The sequence below is a fragment of the Micavibrio aeruginosavorus genome (genome assembly GCF_051245535.1).
In the GTDB taxonomy this organism is placed as follows: domain Bacteria; phylum Pseudomonadota; class Alphaproteobacteria; order Micavibrionales; family Micavibrionaceae; genus Micavibrio; species Micavibrio aeruginosavorus_D.
Map to the genome: position 1 here is coordinate 988,081 of NZ_CP195303.1, position 23,538 is coordinate 1,011,618.

General features: G+C 56.6%; 24 protein-coding genes. 7 read left to right on the top strand and 17 right to left on the bottom strand.

Annotation, left to right across the window (positions count from 1 at the left end):
• Positions 1-81 precede the first annotated feature (81 nt).
• The 4 genes from gcvPA to ACSC94_RS04805 form a co-directional block, all read right to left on the bottom strand.
• The gene (gene gcvPA, locus ACSC94_RS04790; RefSeq protein WP_435641908.1) at positions 82-1,362 is read right to left on the bottom strand and encodes an aminomethyl-transferring glycine dehydrogenase subunit GcvPA; all 1,281 of its coding nucleotides are present in this window, start codon (positions 1,360-1,362) and stop codon (positions 82-84) included.
• A 121-nt stretch (positions 1,363-1,483) separates the two neighbouring features.
• Complete coding sequence (gene gcvH, locus ACSC94_RS04795) at positions 1,484-1,858, bottom strand: glycine cleavage system protein GcvH (protein ID WP_435641909.1); 375 nt, start codon at positions 1,856-1,858, stop codon at positions 1,484-1,486.
• Positions 1,858-2,952: a glycine cleavage system aminomethyltransferase GcvT gene (gcvT, locus tag ACSC94_RS04800; RefSeq protein ID WP_435641910.1), complete on the bottom strand. Its 1,095-nt coding sequence runs from the start codon at positions 2,950-2,952 to the stop codon at positions 1,858-1,860. The genes gcvH and gcvT overlap by 1 nt, the downstream gene beginning before the upstream one ends.
• A gap of 224 nt (positions 2,953-3,176) precedes the next feature.
• A complete protein-coding gene (locus ACSC94_RS04805; RefSeq protein ID WP_435641911.1) occupies positions 3,177-3,740 on the bottom strand; it encodes an NADPH-dependent FMN reductase in 564 nt (187 codons plus the stop codon).
• A 295-nt stretch (positions 3,741-4,035) separates the two neighbouring features.
• On the opposite strand from ACSC94_RS04805, the gene ACSC94_RS04810 reads away from it, so the two are divergent.
• From ACSC94_RS04810 to ACSC94_RS04820, 3 genes are all read left to right on the top strand, one after another.
• The gene (locus ACSC94_RS04810; protein WP_014102955.1) at positions 4,036-4,242 is read left to right on the top strand and encodes a cold-shock protein; all 207 of its coding nucleotides are present in this window, start codon (positions 4,036-4,038) and stop codon (positions 4,240-4,242) included.
• Between the two features lie 145 nt (positions 4,243-4,387).
• Complete coding sequence (locus tag ACSC94_RS04815) at positions 4,388-6,358, top strand: DEAD/DEAH box helicase (RefSeq protein WP_435641912.1); 1,971 nt, start codon at positions 4,388-4,390, stop codon at positions 6,356-6,358.
• A 196-nt stretch (positions 6,359-6,554) separates the two neighbouring features.
• Positions 6,555-7,370: an NlpC/P60 family protein gene (locus ACSC94_RS04820; RefSeq protein ID WP_435641913.1), complete on the top strand. Its 816-nt coding sequence runs from the start codon at positions 6,555-6,557 to the stop codon at positions 7,368-7,370.
• Here the strand turns inward: ACSC94_RS04820 and ACSC94_RS04825 are convergent.
• Together ACSC94_RS04825 and ACSC94_RS04830 are read right to left on the bottom strand one after the other, a co-directional pair.
• Positions 7,321-8,748, bottom strand: a complete 1,428-nt coding sequence (locus ACSC94_RS04825; protein WP_435641914.1) for a UDP-N-acetylmuramate--L-alanine ligase — start codon at positions 8,746-8,748, stop codon at positions 7,321-7,323. The genes ACSC94_RS04820 and ACSC94_RS04825 overlap by 50 nt on opposite strands.
• A 21-nt stretch (positions 8,749-8,769) precedes the next feature.
• Entirely contained in the window at positions 8,770-9,639 is an 870-nt protein-coding gene (locus tag ACSC94_RS04830) for a hypothetical protein (protein WP_435641915.1), read from the bottom strand.
• A gap of 222 nt (positions 9,640-9,861) precedes the next feature.
• On the opposite strand from ACSC94_RS04830, the gene ACSC94_RS04835 reads away from it, so the two are divergent.
• Together ACSC94_RS04835 and ACSC94_RS04840 are read left to right on the top strand one after the other, a co-directional pair.
• Positions 9,862-10,215, top strand: coding sequence for a hypothetical protein (locus ACSC94_RS04835; RefSeq protein ID WP_435641916.1), 354 nt, complete (start codon positions 9,862-9,864; stop codon positions 10,213-10,215).
• 28 nt (positions 10,216-10,243) lie between these two features.
• Positions 10,244-10,552 (top strand): hypothetical protein, encoded by a 309-nt coding sequence (locus ACSC94_RS04840; protein ID WP_435641917.1) that lies wholly within the window; start codon positions 10,244-10,246, stop codon positions 10,550-10,552.
• Between the two features lie 133 nt (positions 10,553-10,685).
• Here the strand turns inward: ACSC94_RS04840 and ACSC94_RS04845 are convergent, their stop codons facing one another.
• From ACSC94_RS04845 to prfA, 7 genes are all read right to left on the bottom strand, one after another.
• Positions 10,686-11,240, bottom strand: coding sequence for a hypothetical protein (locus ACSC94_RS04845; RefSeq protein ID WP_435641918.1), 555 nt, complete (start codon positions 11,238-11,240; stop codon positions 10,686-10,688).
• A gap of 80 nt (positions 11,241-11,320) precedes the next feature.
• A complete protein-coding gene (locus ACSC94_RS04850; protein WP_435641919.1) occupies positions 11,321-11,707 on the bottom strand; it encodes a hypothetical protein in 387 nt (128 codons plus the stop codon).
• Between the two features lie 75 nt (positions 11,708-11,782).
• Positions 11,783-14,395: an ATP-dependent chaperone ClpB gene (gene clpB, locus ACSC94_RS04855; protein ID WP_435641920.1), complete on the bottom strand. Its 2,613-nt coding sequence runs from the start codon at positions 14,393-14,395 to the stop codon at positions 11,783-11,785.
• A 310-nt stretch (positions 14,396-14,705) separates the two neighbouring features.
• Complete coding sequence (locus tag ACSC94_RS04860; RefSeq protein ID WP_435641921.1) at positions 14,706-15,191, bottom strand: DUF4167 domain-containing protein; 486 nt, start codon at positions 15,189-15,191, stop codon at positions 14,706-14,708.
• A gap of 209 nt (positions 15,192-15,400) precedes the next feature.
• Positions 15,401-16,285: a peptide chain release factor N(5)-glutamine methyltransferase gene (gene prmC / locus ACSC94_RS04865; protein WP_435641922.1), complete on the bottom strand. Its 885-nt coding sequence runs from the start codon at positions 16,283-16,285 to the stop codon at positions 15,401-15,403.
• The gene (locus ACSC94_RS04870; protein WP_435641923.1) at positions 16,267-16,824 is read right to left on the bottom strand and encodes a hypothetical protein; all 558 of its coding nucleotides are present in this window, start codon (positions 16,822-16,824) and stop codon (positions 16,267-16,269) included. The genes prmC and ACSC94_RS04870 overlap by 19 nt, the downstream gene beginning before the upstream one ends.
• Positions 16,825-16,883: 59 nt before the next feature.
• Entirely contained in the window at positions 16,884-17,945 is a 1,062-nt protein-coding gene (gene prfA, locus ACSC94_RS04875) for a peptide chain release factor 1 (RefSeq protein ID WP_435641924.1), read from the bottom strand.
• Positions 17,946-18,087: 142 nt separating this feature from the next.
• Here prfA and ACSC94_RS04880 point away from each other — a divergent pair, with 142 nt between their 5' ends.
• Positions 18,088-19,389: a hypothetical protein gene (locus ACSC94_RS04880; RefSeq protein WP_435641925.1), complete on the top strand. Its 1,302-nt coding sequence runs from the start codon at positions 18,088-18,090 to the stop codon at positions 19,387-19,389.
• Here ACSC94_RS04880 and ACSC94_RS04885 read toward each other — a convergent pair.
• The 3 genes from ACSC94_RS04885 to ispG all read right to left on the bottom strand — a co-directional run bounded on the left by ACSC94_RS04885 (position 19,366) and on the right by ispG (position 21,434).
• Positions 19,366-19,770: a hypothetical protein gene (locus tag ACSC94_RS04885; protein WP_435641926.1), complete on the bottom strand. Its 405-nt coding sequence runs from the start codon at positions 19,768-19,770 to the stop codon at positions 19,366-19,368. The two genes, ACSC94_RS04880 and ACSC94_RS04885, sit on opposite strands and share 24 nt — an antisense overlap.
• Positions 19,770-20,192, bottom strand: coding sequence for a hypothetical protein (locus ACSC94_RS04890; RefSeq protein WP_435641927.1), 423 nt, complete (start codon positions 20,190-20,192; stop codon positions 19,770-19,772). The genes ACSC94_RS04885 and ACSC94_RS04890 overlap by 1 nt, the downstream gene beginning before the upstream one ends.
• A 99-nt stretch (positions 20,193-20,291) precedes the next feature.
• Positions 20,292-21,434: a flavodoxin-dependent (E)-4-hydroxy-3-methylbut-2-enyl-diphosphate synthase gene (gene ispG, locus ACSC94_RS04895; protein ID WP_435641928.1), complete on the bottom strand. Its 1,143-nt coding sequence runs from the start codon at positions 21,432-21,434 to the stop codon at positions 20,292-20,294.
• Between the two features lie 126 nt (positions 21,435-21,560).
• Between ispG and ACSC94_RS04900 the strand changes: the two genes are divergently transcribed.
• Positions 21,561-22,325 carry a J domain-containing protein gene (locus tag ACSC94_RS04900; protein WP_435641929.1) on the top strand — a complete coding sequence of 255 codons (765 nt, stop codon included), beginning with the start codon at positions 21,561-21,563 and terminating at the stop codon, positions 22,323-22,325.
• Positions 22,326-22,342: 17 nt separating this feature from the next.
• Here the strand turns inward: ACSC94_RS04900 and ACSC94_RS04905 are convergent, their stop codons facing one another.
• Positions 22,343-23,536: a helix-turn-helix domain-containing protein gene (locus tag ACSC94_RS04905; protein ID WP_435641930.1), complete on the bottom strand. Its 1,194-nt coding sequence runs from the start codon at positions 23,534-23,536 to the stop codon at positions 22,343-22,345.
• Positions 23,537-23,538: the final 2 nt, after the last annotated feature.

The window sequence follows — 23,538 nt, forward strand, 5'->3', positions numbered from 1 at the left end:
TTCCCGTCATACCGGCGAAGGCCGGTATCTTCTTCCCTTATGGCTGGAAGATCCCGGCCTTCGCCGGGATGACGTGTTAAATTACAAAACTGATTTCAACGCCGTGCAAAATGCATCAATATCCGACGCTTCCGTCATTTCCGTTGCGGCAACCAGCAAACGGTTCCCGTCCAGCGCCAATCCGGCAATAATACCCTTGGCCGCCAATTGATCGACGATGGTTGCGGATGGCTTGGACAACTCAACAACGAATTCGTTGAAGAACGTATCATTCACCACTTTCACGCCCGGCACTTTCGCCAGCGCATCGGCTAGCATTCCGGCGCGTTCATGGTTGATGCGGGCCAATTGCTTAAACCCGCCCTCGCCCAACAATCCCATATGAACGGTGAACGCCAGCGCGCACAGTCCTTGGTTCGTGCAGATGTTCGATGTCGCCTTTTCCCGGCGGATATGCTGTTCCCGCGTGTTCAGGGTCAGGACGAAGGCGCGTTTTCCATCCGCATCCACCGTTTCCCCGACCAGACGGCCCGGCATCTGCCGGACATATTCGGTGCGGCAGGCAAAGAATCCCAAATGCGGACCACCAAAGCCCATGGCCAAACCGATCGATTGCGCTTCACCGCAAACAATATCCGCCATGCTCGGCGCAGGCAGCAAGCCCAGCGACACAATCTCATTGATCACAACAACCAGCTTCGCGCCCAGAGCATCGCACAACGCGCGCCATTCAGCATATTGCACCGGCTGGCCCAGAAAATCAGGGCACTGCACGATGATACAAGCCACATCGGCCTCATCATCCTTGATGGTGTTGAATGTTTTTTGCTCACACCCACGCACCCCGGATTTCAGCACATCCCAATAATGCGGATGCAGATCGTTGCCCACGATAACGCGGCCCCGTCCGGTCAGGCGCATCGCCATCAACGCGGCCTCGGTACAGGATGTTGCGCCGTCATACATGGATGCGTTGGCAATATCCTGTCCGGTCAGTTGCGCGATAAAGGTCTGGAATTCAAAGATCGCGGTCAGCGTACCCTGCGCGATTTCCGGCTGGTACGGTGTATAGGCGGTCAGGAATTCAGACCGCTGGATAATGTAATCCACGCTGGCCGGAACATGGTGGTAATAACACCCAGCCCCCAGGAAGAACGGCCCCGCGCCCGCCGCATGGTTCTGGTTCGCGTAAACGGACAAAGCACGCTCCACCGCCAATTCACCCATATGCGGGGGCAAATCGACCACCCCCTTCATCCGCGCCTTCGCCGGAACGTCAACGAACAGATCGTCCACACTGGCAACGCCAATGGCGTCCAGCATGGCTTTACGGGCATTTTGTGTCTGGGGCAGATAGCGCATTCTTCTCTCCTCTTCCCCGTATTGTCATCCCCGCCTTGTGCGGGGATCCGGGGCCACAAAGCAAACATTATCCAGGTCATCCGGATCCCCGCACAAGGCGGGGATGACGACTTGGTTATTATTACAACGTCTTCACAAACGCGTCATAGGCCGCCTGATCCATCAGGCCAGCCATTTCATCGGCATTGGTCATCTTGATTTTGGCGATCCAGCCTTCTTCCAGTGACTTTTTGATCAGTTCCGGATCGGTCGACAAATCATCATTCACCGCGACCACCTCGCCCGTCACCGGCGTATACACTTCGGCGGCGGTTTTGACGGATTCAACAACGGCGAAATGTTCGCCCTTCTTCACGCTTTTGCCAATCGACGGCAATTCAACGTAAACCAGATCGCCGAGCGCGTTTTGCGCGTAATCGGTAATGCCCAGCACCGCCGTATCATCACCTTCGATTTTCAGCCATTCATGGTCTTTGGTAAATTTCAAATTGCTCATTACGCTGCTTCCTTCTTTTTCATGGATTTGGTTTTCGCGGACACGAACGGCAGAGCGCAAATCTCTGCCGCGATATTGCGACCACGGACATTGACGAAAATTTTATGGCCGGTTTCGGCATATTCGGCCTGAATATAACCCATGCCGATGGAGGCTTGCGTGCTGGGAGAATATCCGCCGCTGCTCAGTGTCCCAATGATTTCATCGGCCTCATTGCGAATTTCGGCGCCTTCACGGGCCACGCCCTTGTCGGTCAGGCGAATGCCCACGCGCACATGTTCCGTCCCGTTGGCCAGATGGGCGCGGATCACCTCGGCCCCGATATAATCGGTATGATCCTTGGCGATGATCCAGTTCAGCCCCGCTTCCACGGCGCTGATATCCTCGTCCAACTCATGCCCATACAGCGGATAGCCCATTTCAAGGCGCAATGAATCCCGCGCGGCCAACCCAACGGGTTTCACCAAATCATGCGCCATAAACGCATTCCAGACTTTTTCGGCATTGCGTTCAGGAATGCTGATTTCAAAGCCATCTTCGCCGGTATAGCCCAGACGGCTGATCAGAAGATCATTCTCCTCCGCCATCCACATATACGGCATCAAGGACGCATCAAAGCCCAGCACATCGCGGATTACACGTTCGGCATCCGGCCCCTGCAACGCGATCAACGCGCGGTCGGTGATAATGTCCATCTGCGCATTGGGCGGCAGGTGTGATTGAAGCCACGGGAAATCCTTGTCCTTGCATCCGGCATTCACGACGGCGAAAAATTTATCCGGTCCCATGCGGGTGACGATCAAATCATCCACCGTGCCGCCGCGTTCGTTGGTCAAAACGGAATATTTCGCCCGCCCGCCGGGAATGTTGGCAAAAGATGACGGCGTGACATGTTCCCAAAATGCGGTTGCGCCCGCACCGGTCACAAACATCTGGCCCATATGCGACACATCGAACAGGCCCGCATGGCTGCGCGTCCATTCATGTTCCTTGATCACCCCTTCACCATAGTAAAGCGGCATATCATACCCGGCGAATTCGCCCATTTTCGCGCCCAAGGCAATATGGGCGGCGTGTAGCGGTGTGGTTTTCATTTTTCCTTCATTTCCTCCCCTCATCGTCACCCCGGCGCAGGCCGGGGTCTTCGTCCCTTATGGCTGGAAGATCCCGGCTTTCGCCGGGATGACGTGCAAGACAAGGAAATCTAAAGGACACACCCGCCCCACGCCACCCCATGCGCAGCGCAAAACCCAATAGATCACAGGCATTTTTATGATGCCCCGCGACATGGATATGTTTTGGAAAATGAGCGAAAGCGTTACGCCGCTTTCGCCTTGGCAGCCCCGCCGACATGGTTCAGGAACCGGTCCACAAACCCGGTCAGGAACTTCGCCGTATCCGGGTTGCTGACATTGCCATCGCTGTCGATCAGACCTTCTTTAAAGGTCAGATACAGTTCCGGCTGGCCCATCATGGCCATATCCAGAAAACCAGCGGTGACGGACCGCAAATGTGACTGCGCCACGGCGGTGCCGATCGCGCCCGGTGACGTGCCACAAATGGCTCCGGCCTTGCCCGCGAATGAGTTTTTGCCATAAGGACGCGATGCCCAATCAATCGCATTTTTCAGAACACCGGGAATGGAGCGGTTATATTCCGGCGTCACAAACAACACCCCATCCGCGCCCTCAATCTCGCTTTTCAAGCGCGTGACCGAGGCCGGCACATTGCCTTCCAGATCCTGGTTAAACAGCGGCAAATCATCAATCCGCACGTGAATCGCGCTAAAACGGCCCGCACCCAGCTTTTCCAGCGCTTTGGCCAGTTTCAGGTTCGACGAATCTTTACGAATGCTGCCGACAATAATCGCGATTTTGGTCATGGATGGCCCCCAAAGGATGAAAGAAAAGAATATTGGTGTTTGAATCTAAACCTTTTTTCCCCGATTTCCAGCCTGTAAATAAATGCATGCCCCGCAACAATTTACTTGTTTTCTGTAAATATTTGTGGTTAATAGCGGGCATTGAGTTCTGTAATAACTCTTCGTCCTGTCAGCCTTGTGACCAAAATCATCAAGCGTGAAGCAAAGAGTTTTACCAGCCACCTACCGGAAACGGACGGATGGATACGAAACTCTTTATTTTAAAAACGACTTCTTGATAAAGGAAACTACGACTATGGCTACAGGTACCGTTAAATGGTTCAACACCACCAAAGGCTTCGGCTTCATTCAACCTGACCAAGGCGGCGCGGACGTTTTCGTTCACATCTCCGCTGTTCAACAGGCTGGCTGGTCCACCCTGAACGAAGGTCAAAAAGTAAGCTATGAGCTGGTGACAAGCCGCGGTAAAACCGCAGCCGCTGACCTGCGCGACGCAGCCTAATCTTTTAGGCTAATCGACGACGTCCCTCTCTTTTTGTGTAGGGACCAACACGGTTAAATCTTCGACTGAAGAATAACAGGACCTTCTCCGGCACATGTCGTGCCGGAGGTGTTGGTCCCAACATACATGACAAAAAGAGATCGAGATGCAGAATTTCCATGAAATGGGTCTGCCAGACGCGCTCGTGCGCGCGCTGGACTATATGAAGTTTGAAACGCCGACGCCGATTCAGGCTCAGGCTATCCCTATCGCCCTTGCTGGCAACGACATTCTGGGTTCCGCCCAGACAGGCACAGGTAAAACCGGTGCTTTCGCAATCCCAATCATCGCTAAACTGATCGAGTTCCCGGAGTCGGGCGCATTGATCATGACGCCGACCCGCGAACTGGCTGTTCAGGTTGCTGACATCGTCCGCAAAATGCTGGGCTCCCAACCGACGATGACGCTGGCTGTTCTGATCGGTGGTGAACCGATGGACAAACAGATGCGTCAATTGCGCACCCACCCGCGCATCATCATCGGCACGCCGGGCCGTATCAACGACCACCTGCAACGCGGCACCGTGAATTTCGAGAAGTCCAACTTCTTGGTCTTGGATGAAACCGACCGCATGCTGGACATGGGCTTTGGTATCCAGATCGAAAAGATCATTCGGACCATGCCGAAAGAACGCCAGACGATGATGTTCTCGGCCACCATTCCGCCGTATATCGGCAAATTGTCGGCCCAATACCTGAAAAACCCGCAGCGCATTTCCATTGGCGAAGAGTCAACGGCAGCGCCGAAGATTAAACAGGAACTGATCCACACCAACCACTCCGAAAAATACGGTGCCCTGATTGGTCAACTGGATCAACGCGAAGGTTCGGTTATCATTTTCGTGAAAACGAAACATGGCGCCGACCGTCTGGCCCACAAACTGACCCAGGACGATTTCCGTTCCGAAGCTCTGCACGGTGATTTGCGCCAGAACAAGCGTGACCGCGTAATCCGCAGCTTCCGCGACAAGAAATACCGCATCCTGGTTGCCACCGACGTGGCCGCCCGTGGTCTGGATATTCCGCACATCGAACACGTCGTAAACTACGACCTGCCGCAATGTGCAGAAGACTACATCCACCGTATCGGCCGTACAGGCCGCGCCGGAGCAGAAGGCAACGCTTTGTGCCTGCTGACATCGGAAGATGGTGGCAAGTGGAAGGCCATTCACAAGCTGATGAACCCGCCCGCCAATGGCGAAAAACACGAGGCCCGCGACGAAAATGGCGGACGCCCGTCGTTCGGCCGCCGTTCCGGTGGTGGTTTCAAGCAAGGTGGCTTTAAACGTGACGGATACAGAAAAGAAGAAGGTGGCCGCGATGGTTACAAAAAAGAAGGCTTCAAACCGCGTCGTGATTTTGACGACCGCCCACGGCAAGACCGTCCTCGGAGCGAACGGCCGTTCGGCGACCGCCCGCGCGGAGACCGTCCGTTCAACAATGACCGCCCGCGTGAAGATCGCCCGCGCCGCGATTTTAACGACCGCCCGTCTTTCCGCGATGATCGCGGCGGTGATCGTCCGTTCCAAAAGCGTGACGACGACCGTGGGAACCGTTTCAATCGTGACGAACGCCCGAGCAGCCCTTGGAAAAAGGACCGTCCGTATAACGACCGGCCCCAAACCAGCGCACCGCGCGGCGACAAACCCTTCGGTGACCGGCCCTTCAATGATCGCCCCCGCCGTGATTTTGCAGACCGCCCGAAAAACAACGAACGCGGTGACCGCCCGTTCAACGACCGCCCACGCGACGATCGCCCCCGCGAAGATCGCCCACGTCGTGAATTCTCCGACCGCCCGCGTCAAGACGCCGCGCCGCGCCGGAACGACGATTCCTTCGGCAACAGCCAACCAAAATTCCAAGGCGACCGAGACGGAAACCGCCCAGAACGCGGCAACCGTGACGCGGACGGCAATCGTCGGGATTTTGCCAAGCGTGATGGTGACCGCCCGTTCGGTCGTCGCCCTAGCGGCAACGGCGGAAAACCGGCGGGCCGACCAATGGGCGGCCAACGCCCGGCTGAGGACGGCAAAGTGCGCACAGCATCCAGCAGCGGAAAACGCTACTACTCTGCATAATTCCTGAAGATTTCAGGACATTAAGGTTTGACGGGGTGCCCCATCTTTGCAAAGGTGGGGCACCTTTTCTTATCCCTTTTCCGTCATCCCCGCGCAGGCGGGGATCCAGGGGACCGGGATATTTTTCACCTGATGACTCTGGACCCCGGGTCAAGCCCGGGATGACAACGAGCTTAAACTAAAAGAACTGAATAAAATGACCGATACCCACATTGTCCGCACCTCAGCCGCATGGATCCGCACCCGCCCCGCTCACGAACCGATGATCGGGCGGCGGGATTCGCAATTGCTGTTCGGTGAAACGGTGCGTGGGGACAATAACCTGTATCAACACTGGATCGCCGCCACATCCATGCAAGATGGATACGAAGGCTGGGTGTCCACCAATGATGTTCGAATCAAATCTTTCCTGTCGGAACCGACGCATATCATCACGACCCGGATGGCAAATTTATACCCATCCCCTACATTCAAAATCCGCCCCAGCCTGACCCTGACCTTTATGGCGCAGGTCAAACCGAAATCGACCGATCTGGTCGTCGATGGGTTTGTCGGCGTGCGGTTTAATGATGGTTTGTTGTGGGTGCCGCAAAACCACATCATGGCCAAGGCCGATGCGCTGGCCAATCCGGCCGATATTGTCGACACGGCCAAAATGTTTCTGGGCGATCCCTATTTATATGGCGGGCGCGGCCATGGCGGCATTGATTGTTCCGGGCTGGTGCAAATTGCCCTGCAACGCAATGGCGTTGCTTGCCCGCGTGATGCGGATATGCAGGAAAACGTGGTCGGCGAAGCCGTTCCCGTCTCCTTAAAAAACCTGCGCCGTGGCGATATTGTCTATTTCCCCGGCCATGTCGGCATCATGGTCAACCGTACACATATGATCAACGCCACCGCCCGCTTTATGCAGGTGGTCATCGAACCCGTCCGTGATGTGAAGAAAGCGTGTAACGATACGATTACGGCTGTACGCCGTTTGCCGCCTTCGGTGCCGGGCGTAACGCTTTAAGCAGCCCGCGCCCAAAATCGGTCAGGGTATCATCGCGCGCGCCCATAATGACCAGACGGTCCCCCGGCTTCGCCAGCGACAGCATCAGCACCCCGGCTTCGTCCCGATTGTTGCAAAACCGTGCATCAACACCGCGACCGGCCATATCACCAATCAAATCAGCGGATGAAATATTGCGGTTGACCGTACCACCGGCATAAAAAATCTCCGGCATAATCACGATATCGCCGTCCCGCGTTCCGGCGGCAAAGGCGCTGACGATCCCGTCGCGCATCATTTTCATCGGGCCAAACCCGTGCGGCTGGAACATCACAATCACCCGTCCCGGATGATCAGCCAGCGTGGCCAAGGATGCCGCAATTTTATCCGGGTTGTGACCGAAATCATCAATCACGGTCACACCGTTTTCGGTGCCCAAAAATTCCATCCGGCGGCGAATGCCGGAAAATTTAGACAAGGCCGCAACCGCATTGGCAAAATCCAGCCCCAACGCCCGCGCAACCCCCAGGGCCGCCAGCGCGTTCGACACATTGTGCCGCCCCGGAACTTTCATGTTGCAATGATACGCGGCCCCATCGGAATGCACATCAAACGCTACGCCGCCCGCGGTCGGCGTTACGTTGCGCGCCACGATCATGGCCGCATCATTATCAATGCCCACCGTCACCGTGTTCGGGTTCACCCCGGCCATGGCGGCGGCATGCGCATCATCCAGATTGACCACAGCCCCATCCCGCGCGCGGGTCAGGAAGTCGTGGAACAAGGGTTCCAGATCCTCAATCGGTTTGTGATCCAGCGTGATATTGTTCAAAACAGCGATGGCCGGCTGATACAGCACGATCGACCCGTCGCTTTCATCCATTTCAGCGGCAAACAAATTGCCCGTTCCCGCCACGGCATTGCCCATCAAACTGTTCGGATGCCCAACGAAATCCGGCATAACCCCGCCATTAAAGATGGTCGGTCCCTGCCCCATTTCATGCAGCATAAAACCCGTCATGCCCGTGGTCGTGGTTTTGCCACTGGTCCCCGCCAGACCAATGCCGCGCGCGGCATTGAACAGCTCTGCCAGAACCTCGGCCCGCTTCTTAATCACAACGCCCTGCGCCTTGGCCGCCTGCACGTCGGGAATGGTGTCTTCCACCGCACTGGATACGACCAGAACATCCACGTCGGATGTCACGCCCGTTCCGTCCTGTGGGCACAACAGAATGCCCGCATCGGTCAGGGTTTTGGCCTTGTCCGGGCTTTTCCCCTGATCAAACCCACGGTCCGATCCGGACACACGGTGTCCATGGCCACGCACAAGGTCGGCCAGCGGTGCCATACCGCTGCCGCCGATACCGACGAAAAAATAATGCAGAGATTTGTTGCTCACGATCTCACTCACGAACCGGGATCAAAATGATCCGGGATTAGCCTCACGCGTCAGACTATCCGCCGATGAAGCATTACCACCACTGTTACCCGATGGCGACGGCGCTGTCATCACGGTTCCGGTAGGGGCGCGGGCCGGAATCGATGCTGCAGCGCCACCTGTTGTTTGGCCCGTTGCCGACGATCCGCCAACAAATTCAGCGGGCGGCGTGCCGTATTCAGGGGACGCCGTCATCACTTGCGAATGGGTTGGCACACGGGCGGCCATGGACCCTTCCGGCGCGACGACCTTGCCACCAACGCTTTTCATGCCGCTCTCATCAGATGTCGTAAATTCACCTAAACTTTCCTCAGCCCCTTCGCGGCGCTCCAATGTCGGGACGGGCGTTGTGTAATCGCTGATCAACACGGCACGACCCGGGCGGAATTCTTCCAGACCAATCAGGCCCGGGTTCTGGTTCAAGACGCGCTGATATTCCGGCAACGGCATCGGCTGGGCCGGAACACCGGTGAAATCAACCGTAATCACATTCGGAAACGCATGGGCCGCACCGGATACAACATCCCATGCCACGCCGGGTACGAACCCGTTGGTAAAGTTTGCGGCAATCATGTCGCTAACTTCCGGCTCAATCGTCGCTACACGTTCACGGTTGCCCGTGGCCACGCAACGCAGATTGATCGCCTTGCGTGTTTTTTGAATCCGGATCGTGGACGGAGCGTAGATTTTGTAATTGTAATCGTCGTTTTTGAAATGACACAGCGCCGTGTCTGCACCAACGATCCGGAATTCCACTTCCTGTGACGAATCTTCGATCACAGTGGCACACCCTGCCAGCAAGGCCACAGAAACAGCGGCAATGGATACAGCGTTAAGCAAGCGACGGGTCATACCGGCATCATCCTGAAAAAACATGGTCAAAAAGGCAAAAACGCGGGGGGAATCCCGCAACGAGGACATAACCCCAACAGGTTAATGGAATTTCCCCGCCCTGACAATCACTTGCGGCATTCCCTTGCGGTATCCCCCGGCGCCCTGTTTTTTCTTGACCCGCCTGTTTCCGTAACCTACGATCTTCGTATAAAATATAAAAAGAATAACAGGGATACCACCATGACCACCGCCTCAAGCCCTCAGGAGACCGAGATTCTCCGCCTGTGCGGCCGCTTTACCGAAGCGGCCTGCGACAAAATGGCCGCGATAGGGATTCGGGTTCCCGACAAAGACTGGGTTGAATTTCAACGCGCCGTGGCCCCGTTTATCGCCCAGCGCAAAATCCCGGTTGAACAATTGATGTTTGCCGTCGACAGTCTGGTGCCGCTGTGCCGCCGCATGTTTGGCCCGTCGGAATTGGCCGCCATGGTTCCCGACGGATTAAAAACACCGACCGCCGTGAATTACCTCAGCACACACAAGGCCCACAATCTGGCCCGCCTGTGCGGCATGAAACCCGTTTTGCCTTTTTAACCCCAGCGCTCTTACAGAAAGATCCGCCATGAAACAGAAGAAATCATCGACCGTATCCGCCAAACAAGCCATCGCCGCGTTGACCACCGTGGGATACAGCACCCGTCCGTTGGAAGACAACCACCGCATCCGTCCAACCGAACGCACCAATTACAGCAAGAACCCGGGCATTGAACTGTCCAACACGGGCAAATCCATCAACCTGTTCTTCAATGGCAGCGCCGACGAAGGCCGCGCCCCGCAGGTGTTCGTTCCCGCCAAGGGCATGCTGTCCATCAACCAGGCCGAAACATTGGAAAAGCAAGCCAAAATCAAATTTGACGATTTCAAACAATAGATCGTTACGCCCCCTCAAAGGGCACGGCGTGTTCCGGCTTTCTCTGGGGCCATACGATCAAGATGCGATAGACAGAAAAGCGGCGGGAACCCATGGTTTCCGCCGCTTTTAATTCACATCACACCGATAAGGCCTATCCCCGCGACGGGGCGGCCCCCTGCCGCGACAACACCACGGCGCGGGCGGCGGCCAGACGGTCACGATAGGCCTTCATGGCATTCTCACCCATCAGGGTCGGACCATCTTCTCTGATGGCAAAATCCACGAACGTGCCCAGAATATCATTCCCATCAACAGACAGGCGCAAACGCACCAGATCGCCCACGCGGTTATGCTGCAAAACAGCCTGCACAACGGCCGCCATGGCGCGCCCGGAAATGCCCAGTTGCAAAGGGCCTTGCCCCCGGGTCATCTGGCACACATCAATAAACTGGCTCAGGCTTTTTTGCGCCGCTTCGGAAACAACGGGCGTGGACAGCATGGCCGCAACATCCTGTGCCAACCGCATTGTGAACGCTTCAACCATTTTGGGGGTCACAACGCTGCGCACCCGGCCACATTGATGGGCCACATTCATCAGCCGCACAAATTCATCCGTATCATTGTTGGTCATGGCGGATGCCGCATACATGCGGTTCATCCCGGACAGGCAGTTGAATTGATGGATGGCGTTGAACAAGCGGTTCATGGCGGTTTCCTTACCCGGATAAAAAGATGGCGGACCATAAGCCCGCCATTCACGATATGTCAAATATAAAAGGTGATATTTTAGCGCTGTGGCGCAGTTTTTATGCTGGCCGCAACAACGGTTCCCACACGCTCAACGCCCGCAGATGATGCGGATAGCACCACCTCCAAATCGGGAATCCCCCGCACGATCCGGCGCAGGGATACAAATTGCTGGATCGCCTTGCCCACATCCGCAGCAGACTGGTCACCGAACATGGCGTTGAGGGCGTTACAGCTCACCCGCGTCGAAATGGATTTTACCATTTGCGGAGTCAGCACCACAGCAACACGGTCACACCCGTAAGCCGCCTCAGCAATCGCCATAAACCCATCCACATCGTTATCCGCCGCCGCCGACAACGCCCGCAAACGGTTGATGCCTGACAGGCAGTTGAAATGATCAATGGCTTTGGAAAAATAACCCATAATGCGTCACCCCATTCATTGGAAAGAATGGGGTGAGCTTAGTACCCATATTGGAAATATGTCAAACTTTAAGGCTTACGCCGCCACCTTCGCCGGGCCGGATTTCGTGACCTTGAAATCGAGCTGGTCGCCCTTACCGACGCTGACCGCCACGGTCGATCCGTCGCGGATGTCGCCTTGGAGGATCATCCCGGCCAGCGGGTTTTGCATGGTGTTCTGGATCACCCGTTTCAGCGGGCGGGCACCATAGGCCGGATCGTAGCCCTTATCGGCCAGCCACTGGATCGCCTTGGCATCCATCTCCAGCGTGATGCGTTTGTCGGCCAGCAGTTTGCGCAAATACCCAAGCTGGATATCCACGATCCCGGCCATCTGATCCCGGCCCAAACGGCGGAACAGCAGGATTTCGTCCAGACGGTTCAGGAATTCCGGGCGGAACGCCTTGCGCACGGCCTCCATCACTGGCCCGCGGACTTTCTCGACATCCTCGCCCTCTTTCTGGTTCACCAGATGGTCAGCGCCGAGGTTCGAGGTCATGATCAAAACGGTGTTCGAAAAATCCACCGTCCGGCCCTGACCATCGGTCAGGCGGCCATCATCCAGAACCTGCAGTAAAACGTTGAAAACGTCCGGGTGGGCTTTCTCAACTTCGTCAAATAAAACAACCTGATACGGGCGTCTTCTGACCGCTTCAGTCAGGGCACCGCCCTCCTCATACCCGACATAGCCCGGGGGCGCGCCGATCATGCGGGCAACCGAGTGTTTTTCCATGTATTCCGACATGTCCAACCGGATCAGCGCCGTATCATCATCGAACAGGAACTCAGCCAACGCCTTGGTCAGCTCGGTTTTCCCAACCCCTGTGGGGCCGAGGAACAGGAACGAGCCGATGGGACGGCGTGGGTCCTGAAGACCCGCCCGTGCGCGGCGCACGGCATTGGACACGGCATGGACGGCAGCCTCTTGCCCGACCACACGCTCCATCAATTTTTCATCCATTTTCAGCAGCTTATCCCGCTCACCTTCAAGCATTTTATCAACGGGAATTCCGGTCCATTTGCTGACCACGGCGGCGATGTCATCATCCTCGACCTGCTCCTTGATCATGGCCCCGGTCGCATTGTTCGTTTGCCCAGCTTTTTCCAGCAGACGCTCCAGTTCGGGGATGCGGCCATAAAGCAGCTCCGACGCCTTCTCCAGATTGCCCTCGCGCTGGGCGCGCTCCAATTCGGTGCGGGCTTTATCCAGCTCTTCGGTCAGGCGCTGGGCCGCGCCCAATTTGTCCTTTTCCGACTTCCAGATCCCGGTCAGATCGGCGGATTTTTTCTCCAGATCGGTGAGCTCGGATTCCAGCTTTTCCAGCCTATCCATGGATGCAGAATCTTTTTCTTTTTGAAGGGCTTGCCGCTCGATCTTCAACTGAATTATTCGGCGGTCCAGCTCGTCCACCGCCTCGGGCTTGGAATCCACCTGCATCCGCAGGCGGCTGGAGGCTTCATCGACCAGATCAATCGCCTTGTCGGGGAGGAACCGATCGGTGATATAGCGATGCGACAAGGTGGCCGCCGCAACGATCGCAGAGTCCGTGATGCGGACCCCGTGGTGCATCTCGTATTTTTCCTTTAATCCCCGCAGGATAGAGATCGTATCTTCAACCGTTGGCTCTGACACGAAAACGGGTTGGAAGCGTCGCGCCAGCGCCGCATCTTTCTCGATATGCTTGCGGTATTCATCCAGCGTGGTCGCCCCGACCATATGCAGCTCACCCCGGGCCAGCGCGGGCTTCAGCATGTTCCCGGCATCCATCGAGCCCTCGGCCTTTCCGGCCCCGACCACGGTGTGCAATTCGTCCAGAAACAGGACAATTTCTCCGGCATGGGATTTGATCTCATCCATGACGGATTTCAGCCGCTCCTCAAATTCCCCGCGGAATTTGGCCCCGGCCAGCAACGCCCCAAGATCCAGCGCCATCAGCTTCTTATCCTTCAGACTTTCCGGCACATCACCATTGATGATCCGCAGGGCCAGCCCTTCGATAATGGCGGTTTTCCCTACACCCGGCTCCCCGATCAGGACCGGGTTGTTCTTGGTCCGGCGGGACAGCACCTGAATGGTGCGACGAATTTCCTCATCCCGGCCAATCACCGGGTCTAATTTGCCCTCACGGGCCACCTCGGTCAGATCGCGGGCATAACGGCGCAGGGCGTCGAAACCACCCTCCGCGCTCGCCGTATCGGCCGTGCGGCCCTTGCGCATGTCATTGATGGCCTGATTAAGCTTGGCGGCATTGACCCCCGATGTTTCGATCAGACCCGCCACATCCGCGGATCGCGCCAGCAGGAAGGCCTGCAAAATCCGCTCCGCGGTGATAAACTTGTCACCCGATTTTTCAGCCAAATTCAAACTGTTATCAAGGATTTTTGCGAGATCGGTTGAGATACGAAGACCCCCCGCGCCACCACCCGTCACAGACGGAATTTTGGCCAGCGCGTCCTCAACATCGCGCATCAAACGGTTCACATCACCGCCCGCCGAACCGATCAGGCGCTGGACCATGCCATCCTCATCCTGCAGCATCACCTTCAGCAGGTGTTCCGGCTCCAGCGACTGGTGATCCGACCGCATGGCCAGCGTCTGCGCCTTTTGCAGGAAAGAACGGGTTTTTTCGGTAAATTTTTCAAAATCCATGGCAGTAGAACCGATCCGAACAAGTTGATTTTAATGAAGAATACGCAGAGGGGAGACCCCGTGTGGGCCCTACAGTTTAGATGGTAGAAACACCCCCAAAAATCAAGAGGCTCCCACAGGCCATTATACCCCAATTGCCCCAACAACCCCACACCCGTCATTCCGGCGAAAGCCGGAATCCAGTGGATAGGCCGCACGGATTCCGGCTTTCGCCGGAATGACGCATGGTAAAAACGAAAAACGGACCGCGTCGCGATCCGTTTTTTCATTTTACTAACAATGCAATACAGCGCATTGTTAAAGTTATATATTAAGCATCGGCCATTTCTGAACCAACATCAACACGGGCACCCACGATGCTGCTCGGCAGACCCAGATCGGCCTCCGGGGCTTTCTGCGGCTGGTGGCGCGGTTGCACGCTTGGTTGCGGCTGGGCGGACAGGTCAACGGCGTCCATGCTTTGCGCTTCGCTCACAACCGGGGCGTAATCGTTCCAGCTGCTGATGATGCGTTGATAATGTTCGGCGTGTTGCAAGTAGCTTTCGGCCAGAACCCGGTCGCCCATCGCGTTGCAATCCTTGGCCAGCGTCTGGTACTTCTCCACGATCTGGTGCGCGGTGCCGCGAATGCGCACTTCCGGGCCGTTGCTGTCGAAAACCTGCATCCGGTTCGGGGCGCGACCCTGATGGCCACCACCGCCGCCGCCATTGCCGCGGTTGTTATGAGCGCGATGACCACCACCATTGCCGTTGTTATTGTTATTGCGGGAGCGTCTGCCAGCGTTGCCGTGTCTCATAAAGTACCTGCGTCCTTCTTAACCCGTTGATTCGGTTATACGTACATCGTATCTGATTCACATACACCTGACCAGACCGGAGCGTTGCGAAACACCCCGTTTTGAAAAACGATGTTTCGATTCCGTCAAACTGACCCGTGTTCTTGTGAACTGTTGTAAGTGTACAGGGGCCCTTGAATCCGCCACAAGGCGGGCACACAAGCTTTTTTTTATTTATCCCCATGCGAGATTTCCACAACCCGCGGAATTCCGCCCAAATCGGCCCATGTCCGGCCACGAGTCGCCCCAGCATTTTCAACGAGTCGCGCGATGTCCTTTAACTGGTTTATGCCAATTTCCCAGAGCATAATCCCGCCGGGATTAAACAGCCTTTTTGTTTCCGTAATGATGTCGCGGTACGCATTCAGCCCGTCGTCACCCCCGTCGAGCGCCAGAATCGGGTCGAATCTGCGGACATTTTCATCCAATGATTCGATGTCGTTAGAGGGAATATAGGGCGGATTCGACACAATCAAATCGAAACCAGCCCCCGATTCAACATCGATTCCATCAACCCAGCGCGTTTGCACCACCTGAATCCGCGAATCCACCCCGTTATTCCGGGCATTCAGCCGCGCCGTATCCACCGCGCCCGCCGATAAATCGGTCGCAACCCCGGTCGCCCCCGGCCATTCGGCCAGCAAGGTGATCGCAATGCACCCTGTCCCCGTACCGATATCCAGAATCCGCTTCGGTGGCTCCCGCCCCTTGAAACATTCCAACGCGGCTTCGATCAGGGTTTCGGTATCGGCGCGCGGATCGAGCGTGTCGGGCGACAGGACAAAATCCCGGCCCCAAAATTCACGGCTGCCCAGAATGCGCGATGGCGGCTCCCCCGCCAGACGGCGGGCGACCATACCCTCCAGCCGATCCAGATCAGCCTGTGGATAAGTCTGTGCAGAACCTGTGATCAAGTCCGCATCCGACACCCCCAGCGCCGCCTTGACCAAAATGCGCGCCTCCAGCCCCGGGTTTTCAACCCCGGCGGCCCGGAAACGGGTCTGGATATCTTTGTAGAGGGCGGTCAGCACAGGGATTAAGGTTTCCGTTGACATGGCGGCGGTGGCGGCGCCTTGGGAAACCCGTTTGTTTTGATCATATGATCCATATGAACGCGCCGTTTTGCGGTCAATTCTGCATCTTCACGCAAGGCTGACCGCAGATCCCAGCGGCGTCCAATCCCGTAGGCGGCAGCAGAAAATATAAACATCCAAACGGCGGGCTCCTTCTGGCGTTCTGGCAAAGTCGCCATCCCGGCCACAGCCGCCACCGCGAAAACAGCGCTTATAACAAATGATTTCGCCCGCATTTTCTTACAGCGCTTGGCCCAACCCAGTATGTCGTTAAGATCGTAGTCACTGTATTTGGCGACTTCCAGCGTTTGCGGATCACAGCGAATAGCCTGCGCAACATCCTGCACCAAGGCCTTGCGTTGCAGTTGTTCCGGCGTATCCGGCTTGATATGGGTGATAATGAAATCCTCCTCAGCCGGCGGATCAATTTGGACATGAATGGTCTGCAAAACCTCCGGGTTCCCGCCCGTTTTACGGGCTGGCTCGTCCAGTTTGGTCGGCTTGTTACGATCATCCGTCATGGACATCCCCTGCTTCTATAGAGTGGAGTTTTATAGAAAATAAAGGGGCACGCTGTCAATTACTCCAGCTCGGCCAGCTTCTCCGCATTTTCCTCGGAAATCAGGGCGTCGATGAATTTATCGAGGTCTTTGCCGTTCATCACATCGTCCAGCGCATACAGCGTCATGTTAATGCGGTGGTCGGTCACCCGGCCTTGGGGGAAGTTATAGGTGCGGATGCGTTCGGACCGGTCGCCCGACCCGACTTGGGATTTCCGGTTGGCGCTGCGTTCTTCGGCCTGTTTGCGCCATTGGGCTTCGTACAGTTTGGACCGCAGCATTTTCATCGCCGTATCCCGGTTTTTATGCTGGGATTTGCCTTCCTGACACGCGGCGACGGTGCCGGTGGGGATGTGGGTGATGCGGACGGCGCTTTCCGTCTTGTTTACGTGCTGGCCCCCGGCCCCTTGGGCGCGGTAGGTGTCGATGCGCAGGTCTTTTTCCTCGATATGAATATCGACATCTTCGGCTTCGGGCATCACAGCCACGGTGGCGGCGGAGGTATGCACCCGCCCGCTGCCCTCGGTAACCGGAACGCGCTGAACCCGGTGGCCGCCGGATTCATATTTCAGCCGGGCAAACACGTCCGCGCCCTGCACCTCAATGATAATTTCCTTATACCCGCCCAGATCATTCTCGCTCATCTCCACAATATCGAAGCGCCAGCCGCGCACAGCGGCATAGCCCCGGTACATCCCGAACAGGTCGGCGGCGAACAAGGCGGCTTCGTCCCCCCCGGTGCCGGCGCGGATTTCAAGGATGGCGTTGCGGGAGTCGGCTTCGTCCTTCGGGATCAGGGACAGTTTGATCTGTTCTTCCAGAACCGGCAGGCGGGCTTTCAGGGCATAGAGGTCTTCCTGCGCCATTTCGGCCATGTCCGGGTCGGACAGCATGGCTTCCAGGTCGACCTGTTCCTTCAGAGCGGCGTTATAGGCATCAATCGTTTCCACGACCGGGGACAGTTCAGCATATTCGCGCGACAGCTTTACATACGCTTCGCCGCTCAAATTGCCTTCCCCCATCAGGGACGCCAATTCGCTGTGCCGGGCCTTGATTGGGCCTAATTTGTCCTTCAGTGCCATGGAACGCCTTCATATATCCGTCTTTTGGGGCTCTTTTACCACCAAAGCCGGATTTTGCAAAAGCTCTTCCGGTCCCTTGCGTGCCTACTCTGCATCGTTTAAGACTTTCCCATATTCAAAAAACACTAAGCCGGGGTCTTTCATGTCATTTTCTTCCATCGAAGGCGTTCACTATATTCTCGACCGCTACACCGTCTTGAACGACATGATGGCGGATGGTGATTTCAAAGAGCGCATCACCCCGGACAGCCCCGCGAAAGAAATTGCCAGAGTCGTCAAACTGGCCCGCGCCCTGTACCACCCCGACCGTCAGGCCCGCAGCGGCAAAACCATGCAGGAAAAAGCCGAACGGAACACCCACTTAATTGAAGAGTGCGAACGCTTCCTGAGCGCACCGGATATTAAACCGCTGTATGACGCCAAACTGGCGCAGTTCCAGAAAGACCGCCCCGATCTGGTCAGCACGGATGGCCTGCCGATTATCGATCTGTCATCCCCGGTGCTGGATATGGACAGCCTGTTGTCCGATGATGTGCGCGACACATCGACATTCGAAGCCTACGTCAAAGATATGTCCGGGTATGACGAGGGCAAAATGGCGCAGATGAAAGCCCTGTACGACACCATGCCCGACAACCCACAGATCAAGACCGTGTACCGTGATATGCTGGGGCAGAAACTGGCCTATTTCGACCTGCTGGAAGATGCGGCATGGGCGAAGTTGGGGTACATCAACCGGAAAAACAAAACCGATGGCCATGTGACCAGCAGTGACAGCTACGCCGAAAAGGTGGAAGAAGCCCTGCAAAACGCGGCCACGCGTGACATTGAGTCGGGTATTGAACAACGCGGCGATGCCGCCCGCATCGGCCTGGCCACCCTGCCCCTGTTGCTGACGTTTAACCCGGCGGCGGGAGCGGCGCCCAGCACGGCCCTGATGGACCCGGTACAGATGCAGGCGATGATGCAGGATTTAAAAAACCGCGCCCGCAAGAATTTTGAAATTCGCGCTGATTATGTGCGCGATGTTGCGCGCCAGAAGCAGGCCGTGATGGAAGAACTGGTCACCCTCAGCACCGTTTACCCCATCAACAAGCACAAGAAGACAAGCCCGCTTTACGATTTCTATCTCGTCAGCGCAGATGATCCGAAAAACGTCCTGTTCCGCTTGGAATTAAACGCCAAAACAGGTCAGGCAACTATGGGCGTTCTGGATAGAAGTGATTTGACGCTGAGTGATCTGAAAGCGCAGAAACTGACCCGAAATTCATTCGTCGTCGAGCGCAATGTGGATATTTCCGACATTCTGATCGAAACCACCGCCGCATCCGAACGTGTGTTTCAGGACATGAAGGCAACATTCGAAAAACCGCACAAACCCCGCGCGCCGAAAACCCCGCGCGCCGAAAACGCCGCAGCCTTAAGGCGCTGGCACCCGGTTTAAATCTCTCTGGCAACTGAAGGCATAGCTGCCTTCCAGTGCCTTGATCCATTTTTCGATATGAGGACGCACATCGTCCGCGGCGACACCCTTGGCCGCCACGAATTTGCGCTGTTTATGATGACGCACGATGTCATAGCCGCCATCCGCATCCATGGTGATACGCAGAATGCTTTCGGCGTTTTCATTGTGGGTTGCGCTGACCTGAATTTTGCAGATAACGCGCAGGGCGTTTGAAAAATCATCCGGCGGATAAACGATAAAGCTGTAGTTCGGCCCCTTCATATTCTCCAGAAAGGCCGCAAATTCCAAAAGCCCCTGATCCATCGGGTACTTTTGCTTGGCGGCGGCCTTAAAATCCGGAACGGGGCACCATTTGCGCATCAGAGCGTCAATTTGTTCGCGCGCAACATTTCGGCGCAGTCACAGCGGCGGCGGTGCAGGTTGCTCTGACAATCGAAATTATAGGTTTTTTGCAGGCTATCGACCCAATCGTTGATGGCCAGACGGACCGCGCGCGCATTGGTGCCAGATGACGCAGGAAAATCCATTGGGCCTTCTGCGGCGACGCTGTATTGGCCATGATCGTTCATCACAACGTGCAGCGTGTTGTACGTACGATCCTGCAAATTGCGGTCGTTGAATTTGATTTGAAAATCGCTGATCGTTGCGTGTTCGACGCGAAAATTGTGGCGCGGTCCCACAACACCATCCAGCAACGTCACAAACTCAAACAGACGTTTATCGATGGATGGTTTCGGGCACACTTCAACGTCAAACGCGGATTTCGCGGACACATCGCTCATCTTCAGACCCTCTACAGCCTTCATTCTTATGGTTATTATGGGAATGAATTTACCCGTTTTTCGGGTTTCACTGCAAGGGTTTTGTGGGATTTTGGCGGATTAGGCCGCTTTACCCGCTGATTTCGCGTCGATTTCGGCGGCTTTTTCCTCAACCATCTTCACCAGATGATCGACGATGCTCTCGTCCCCTTCACGCAGACGGTGGGCGGTTTGGCCGCCGATATAGATTTGGTGCGTGCCCTTACCGCCGCCGGTCAGGCCGATATCGGTCATCAAAGCCTCGCCCGGGCCGTTGACCACGCAGCCGATCACAGAAATGGTCATCGGCGTTGTGATGTGGGCCAGACGGTCTTCCAATGTGGACACGGTTTTGATCACGTCAAATTGCTGACGCGCGCAGGACGGGCACGCAATGACGTTGACGCCACGGTGGCGCAGGCCGAGAGCTTTGAGCATTTCAAACCCGACCTTCACCTCCTCCACCGGATCGGCGGACAGGGATACGCGGATGGTATCGCCAATCCCGGCCCACAGCAGGGACCCAATACCGATGGATGATTTCACCGTACCGGTGCGCAGGCCGCCGGCTTCGGTAATGCCCAGATGGATCGGGCAATCGGTTTGTTCGGCCAGCATTTGATACGCGGCCACGGCCATAAACACGTCGGACGCTTTGCATGAAATTTTGAAATTGTGGAAGTCCAGATCCTGCAAAATCTTGATATGGCGCAGGCCCGATTCAACCATCGCATCCGGGCACGGTTCGCCGTATTTTTCCAGCAGATCACGTTCCAGCGACCCGGCATTGACGCCGATGCGGATGGAGCAATTGTAATCACGCGCGGCCTTAATCACTTCGCGCACGCGGTCTTCCGACCCGATATTGCCGGGGTTGATGCGCAGGCAGGCCGCGCCATTCTGCGCCGCCTCGACCCCGCGTTTATAGTGGAAGTGAATATCGGCCACGATGGGCACATTGATTTGCTTGACGATGTCTTTCAGCGCGGCGGAGGATTCCGGGTCCGGGCAGGACACGCGGACAATATCAACACCAGCGGCTTCGCACGCCTTGATCTGTGCCACAGTCGCCGCCACGTCATGGGTCAGCGTGTTGGTCATCGTCTGCACCGTAATGGGCGCATCACCGCCCACGGGAACGTTGCCCACCATGATCTGGCGGGATTTACGGCGCGGAATATGCCGCCATGGGCGGACATGGGTGTGATCGTCGTGCGTGCTCATAACCACATTCAATGCCCGGTTTCCGGGGAATTTTCAATGATTTTACGGTTTTCCTTGAAACCACCCGCCTGAATATGTTATGAAAATAGTCTGTGTGATTATTCTGCGTATCCATTGGGGGCCTTTATGACGACTTATCAGCCAGACCACTACGCCACCTTGGGCGTTCAGCGTGATGCGACCGATGCCGAGGTAAAGGGCGGCTATCGACGGATGGCGTTTAAGTCGCACCCGGACCGCGACGGCGGCAACGAAGAATGGTTCAAACAGGTCAACGAAGCCTATGAAACCCTGTCCGATGCCAGCAAACGCCGCAGCTATGATGAGGCCAACCCCGGTGCCGGGCGGAGTACGGCCTCTGCGTCAAAGTCCGGTCCTGCCACGCCATCCGGCGCAGCCCCCACCACACCGCCGCAAAATGACAATCTGGTCGATCGCGTCAACGCGATTGTCGATCACTGGAACGGTTATCTGGATACGCTGGAAAATCTGGGCTCGCTGCGCAAAACCGCGAACCTGAATTTTCAAAAAACGAATGCCGATTTGTTTATGCAAGGGGCCGTGTGGGACAATGATTTGATCCGCCCGCAATTCAACGCCCACGCCGATCGCGCACGCACAACGCTGCGGACGCAAGCGAATGATACGCTGGATATGGCGGTGAATAAATTCGCATCGGATGACCGGGGATTGGGCCCGTATATTCTGGATGTGAAACGCATTGTGAAAACGCACGCCGAAACCGGCAACATGATCAACACGGCGGGTGTGCGCGCGGCCTTTGCCGCGATTGAGGAAAAACTGGCCCAGCGTCAGGATGTCATTCAAAACACGCTGGACGTGATCGGCGGTAAAACCACCGATCTGCGTTACAAGCCTCAAACACTGTAAGATTTTATTCGCGAACCTTATTCACGCAGGCCGAGTGCTTCGATCGCTTCTTCGTCTTCGCGCGAAGTGCTGCGTGAAGATGCGCGCGCCGGAGTGGCCGCCGGACGCTCTTCAACAGCCGGACGGTTTTTCAGGGATTCTTCGTCCAGCGTAATGCCGCGCAGAATATCGCCCGGGCGGCCCAGTGCGGGAATAACCGTGCCATTGATGCTGAGTTCCAGGCCACCGGCATTGCCCGTATCCAGACGCAGGCCATAATTTTCTTCCGGCACGACGATGGTTTCACCCGGTTTCAAAATGCGGGAAACCAGAGCCTTGCCCTTCTTGTCACGGATTTCAACCCATGAACGATCCTTGACGCTGATCACGATCTGACGCCCCGGTGGCGCGGGCGGAACGGCCAAGGCATCCGTCGGCGTTGCACCGGCAACAGCCGCCGCAGTCACATCACCCGGTTGGGTCACGACCGGAGCCGATCCATCGGCAGGAATTGTAACGGTCGTTCCGGTTGCAGTGGTGGCCGCAAAAGCCGCCGGATCCGTCCCCGGAACCACAGCGCCCGCCACAGGCGCAGCAAGGGCCGCAGCCGCCGGGTCCACGGGCGTTGGTGTGGCTGTCGTTGTTGCCACAGGCGCAACCGCCAAAGCCCCCGGTACAGCCGCGCCAGACAGCGAAGCCGCCGTGCTGGCCGCAACGGTTTCTTGAACCGGCGGAGGAATATCGGTTGTCGCCGTATCGGCGCGCATGTCGGCGGGAACGTTCGGGATGGCGGCCATCGTCGCCTCCTTCGTTCCGGCATTCATAATGACCCAGCCACCACCAATCACGGTCATGACCAGCAGCGATGCAATCACCAGCATCGTGCCCGGAACCTTGCTGTCCGATGCCGGTGCGGGGAAATGCAGTTCGGGCAAATCTTCTTTGCTGCCCACGGATTGCATCTTGAACAGCTGGACCATCTTGTCGCCGTCCAGACCCAGATATTCGGAATAAGTGCGCACATAGCCAATCGCGTACACGCGGCCCGGCAGTTGCGACACGTCGCCGCCTTCCAGTGCTTCCAATTGGGATGCGCGAATGCGCAAATAACCCGCGACCTCGTCCAGCGACTGTTCAAAATGAACGCGCGTCCGACGCAGGATCTCGCCCACAGGCAGATCCGTGTAAAACTCCCAGCCTTGCTCGCCCTCGCGGCGTTGCTGCTCAGTCATGC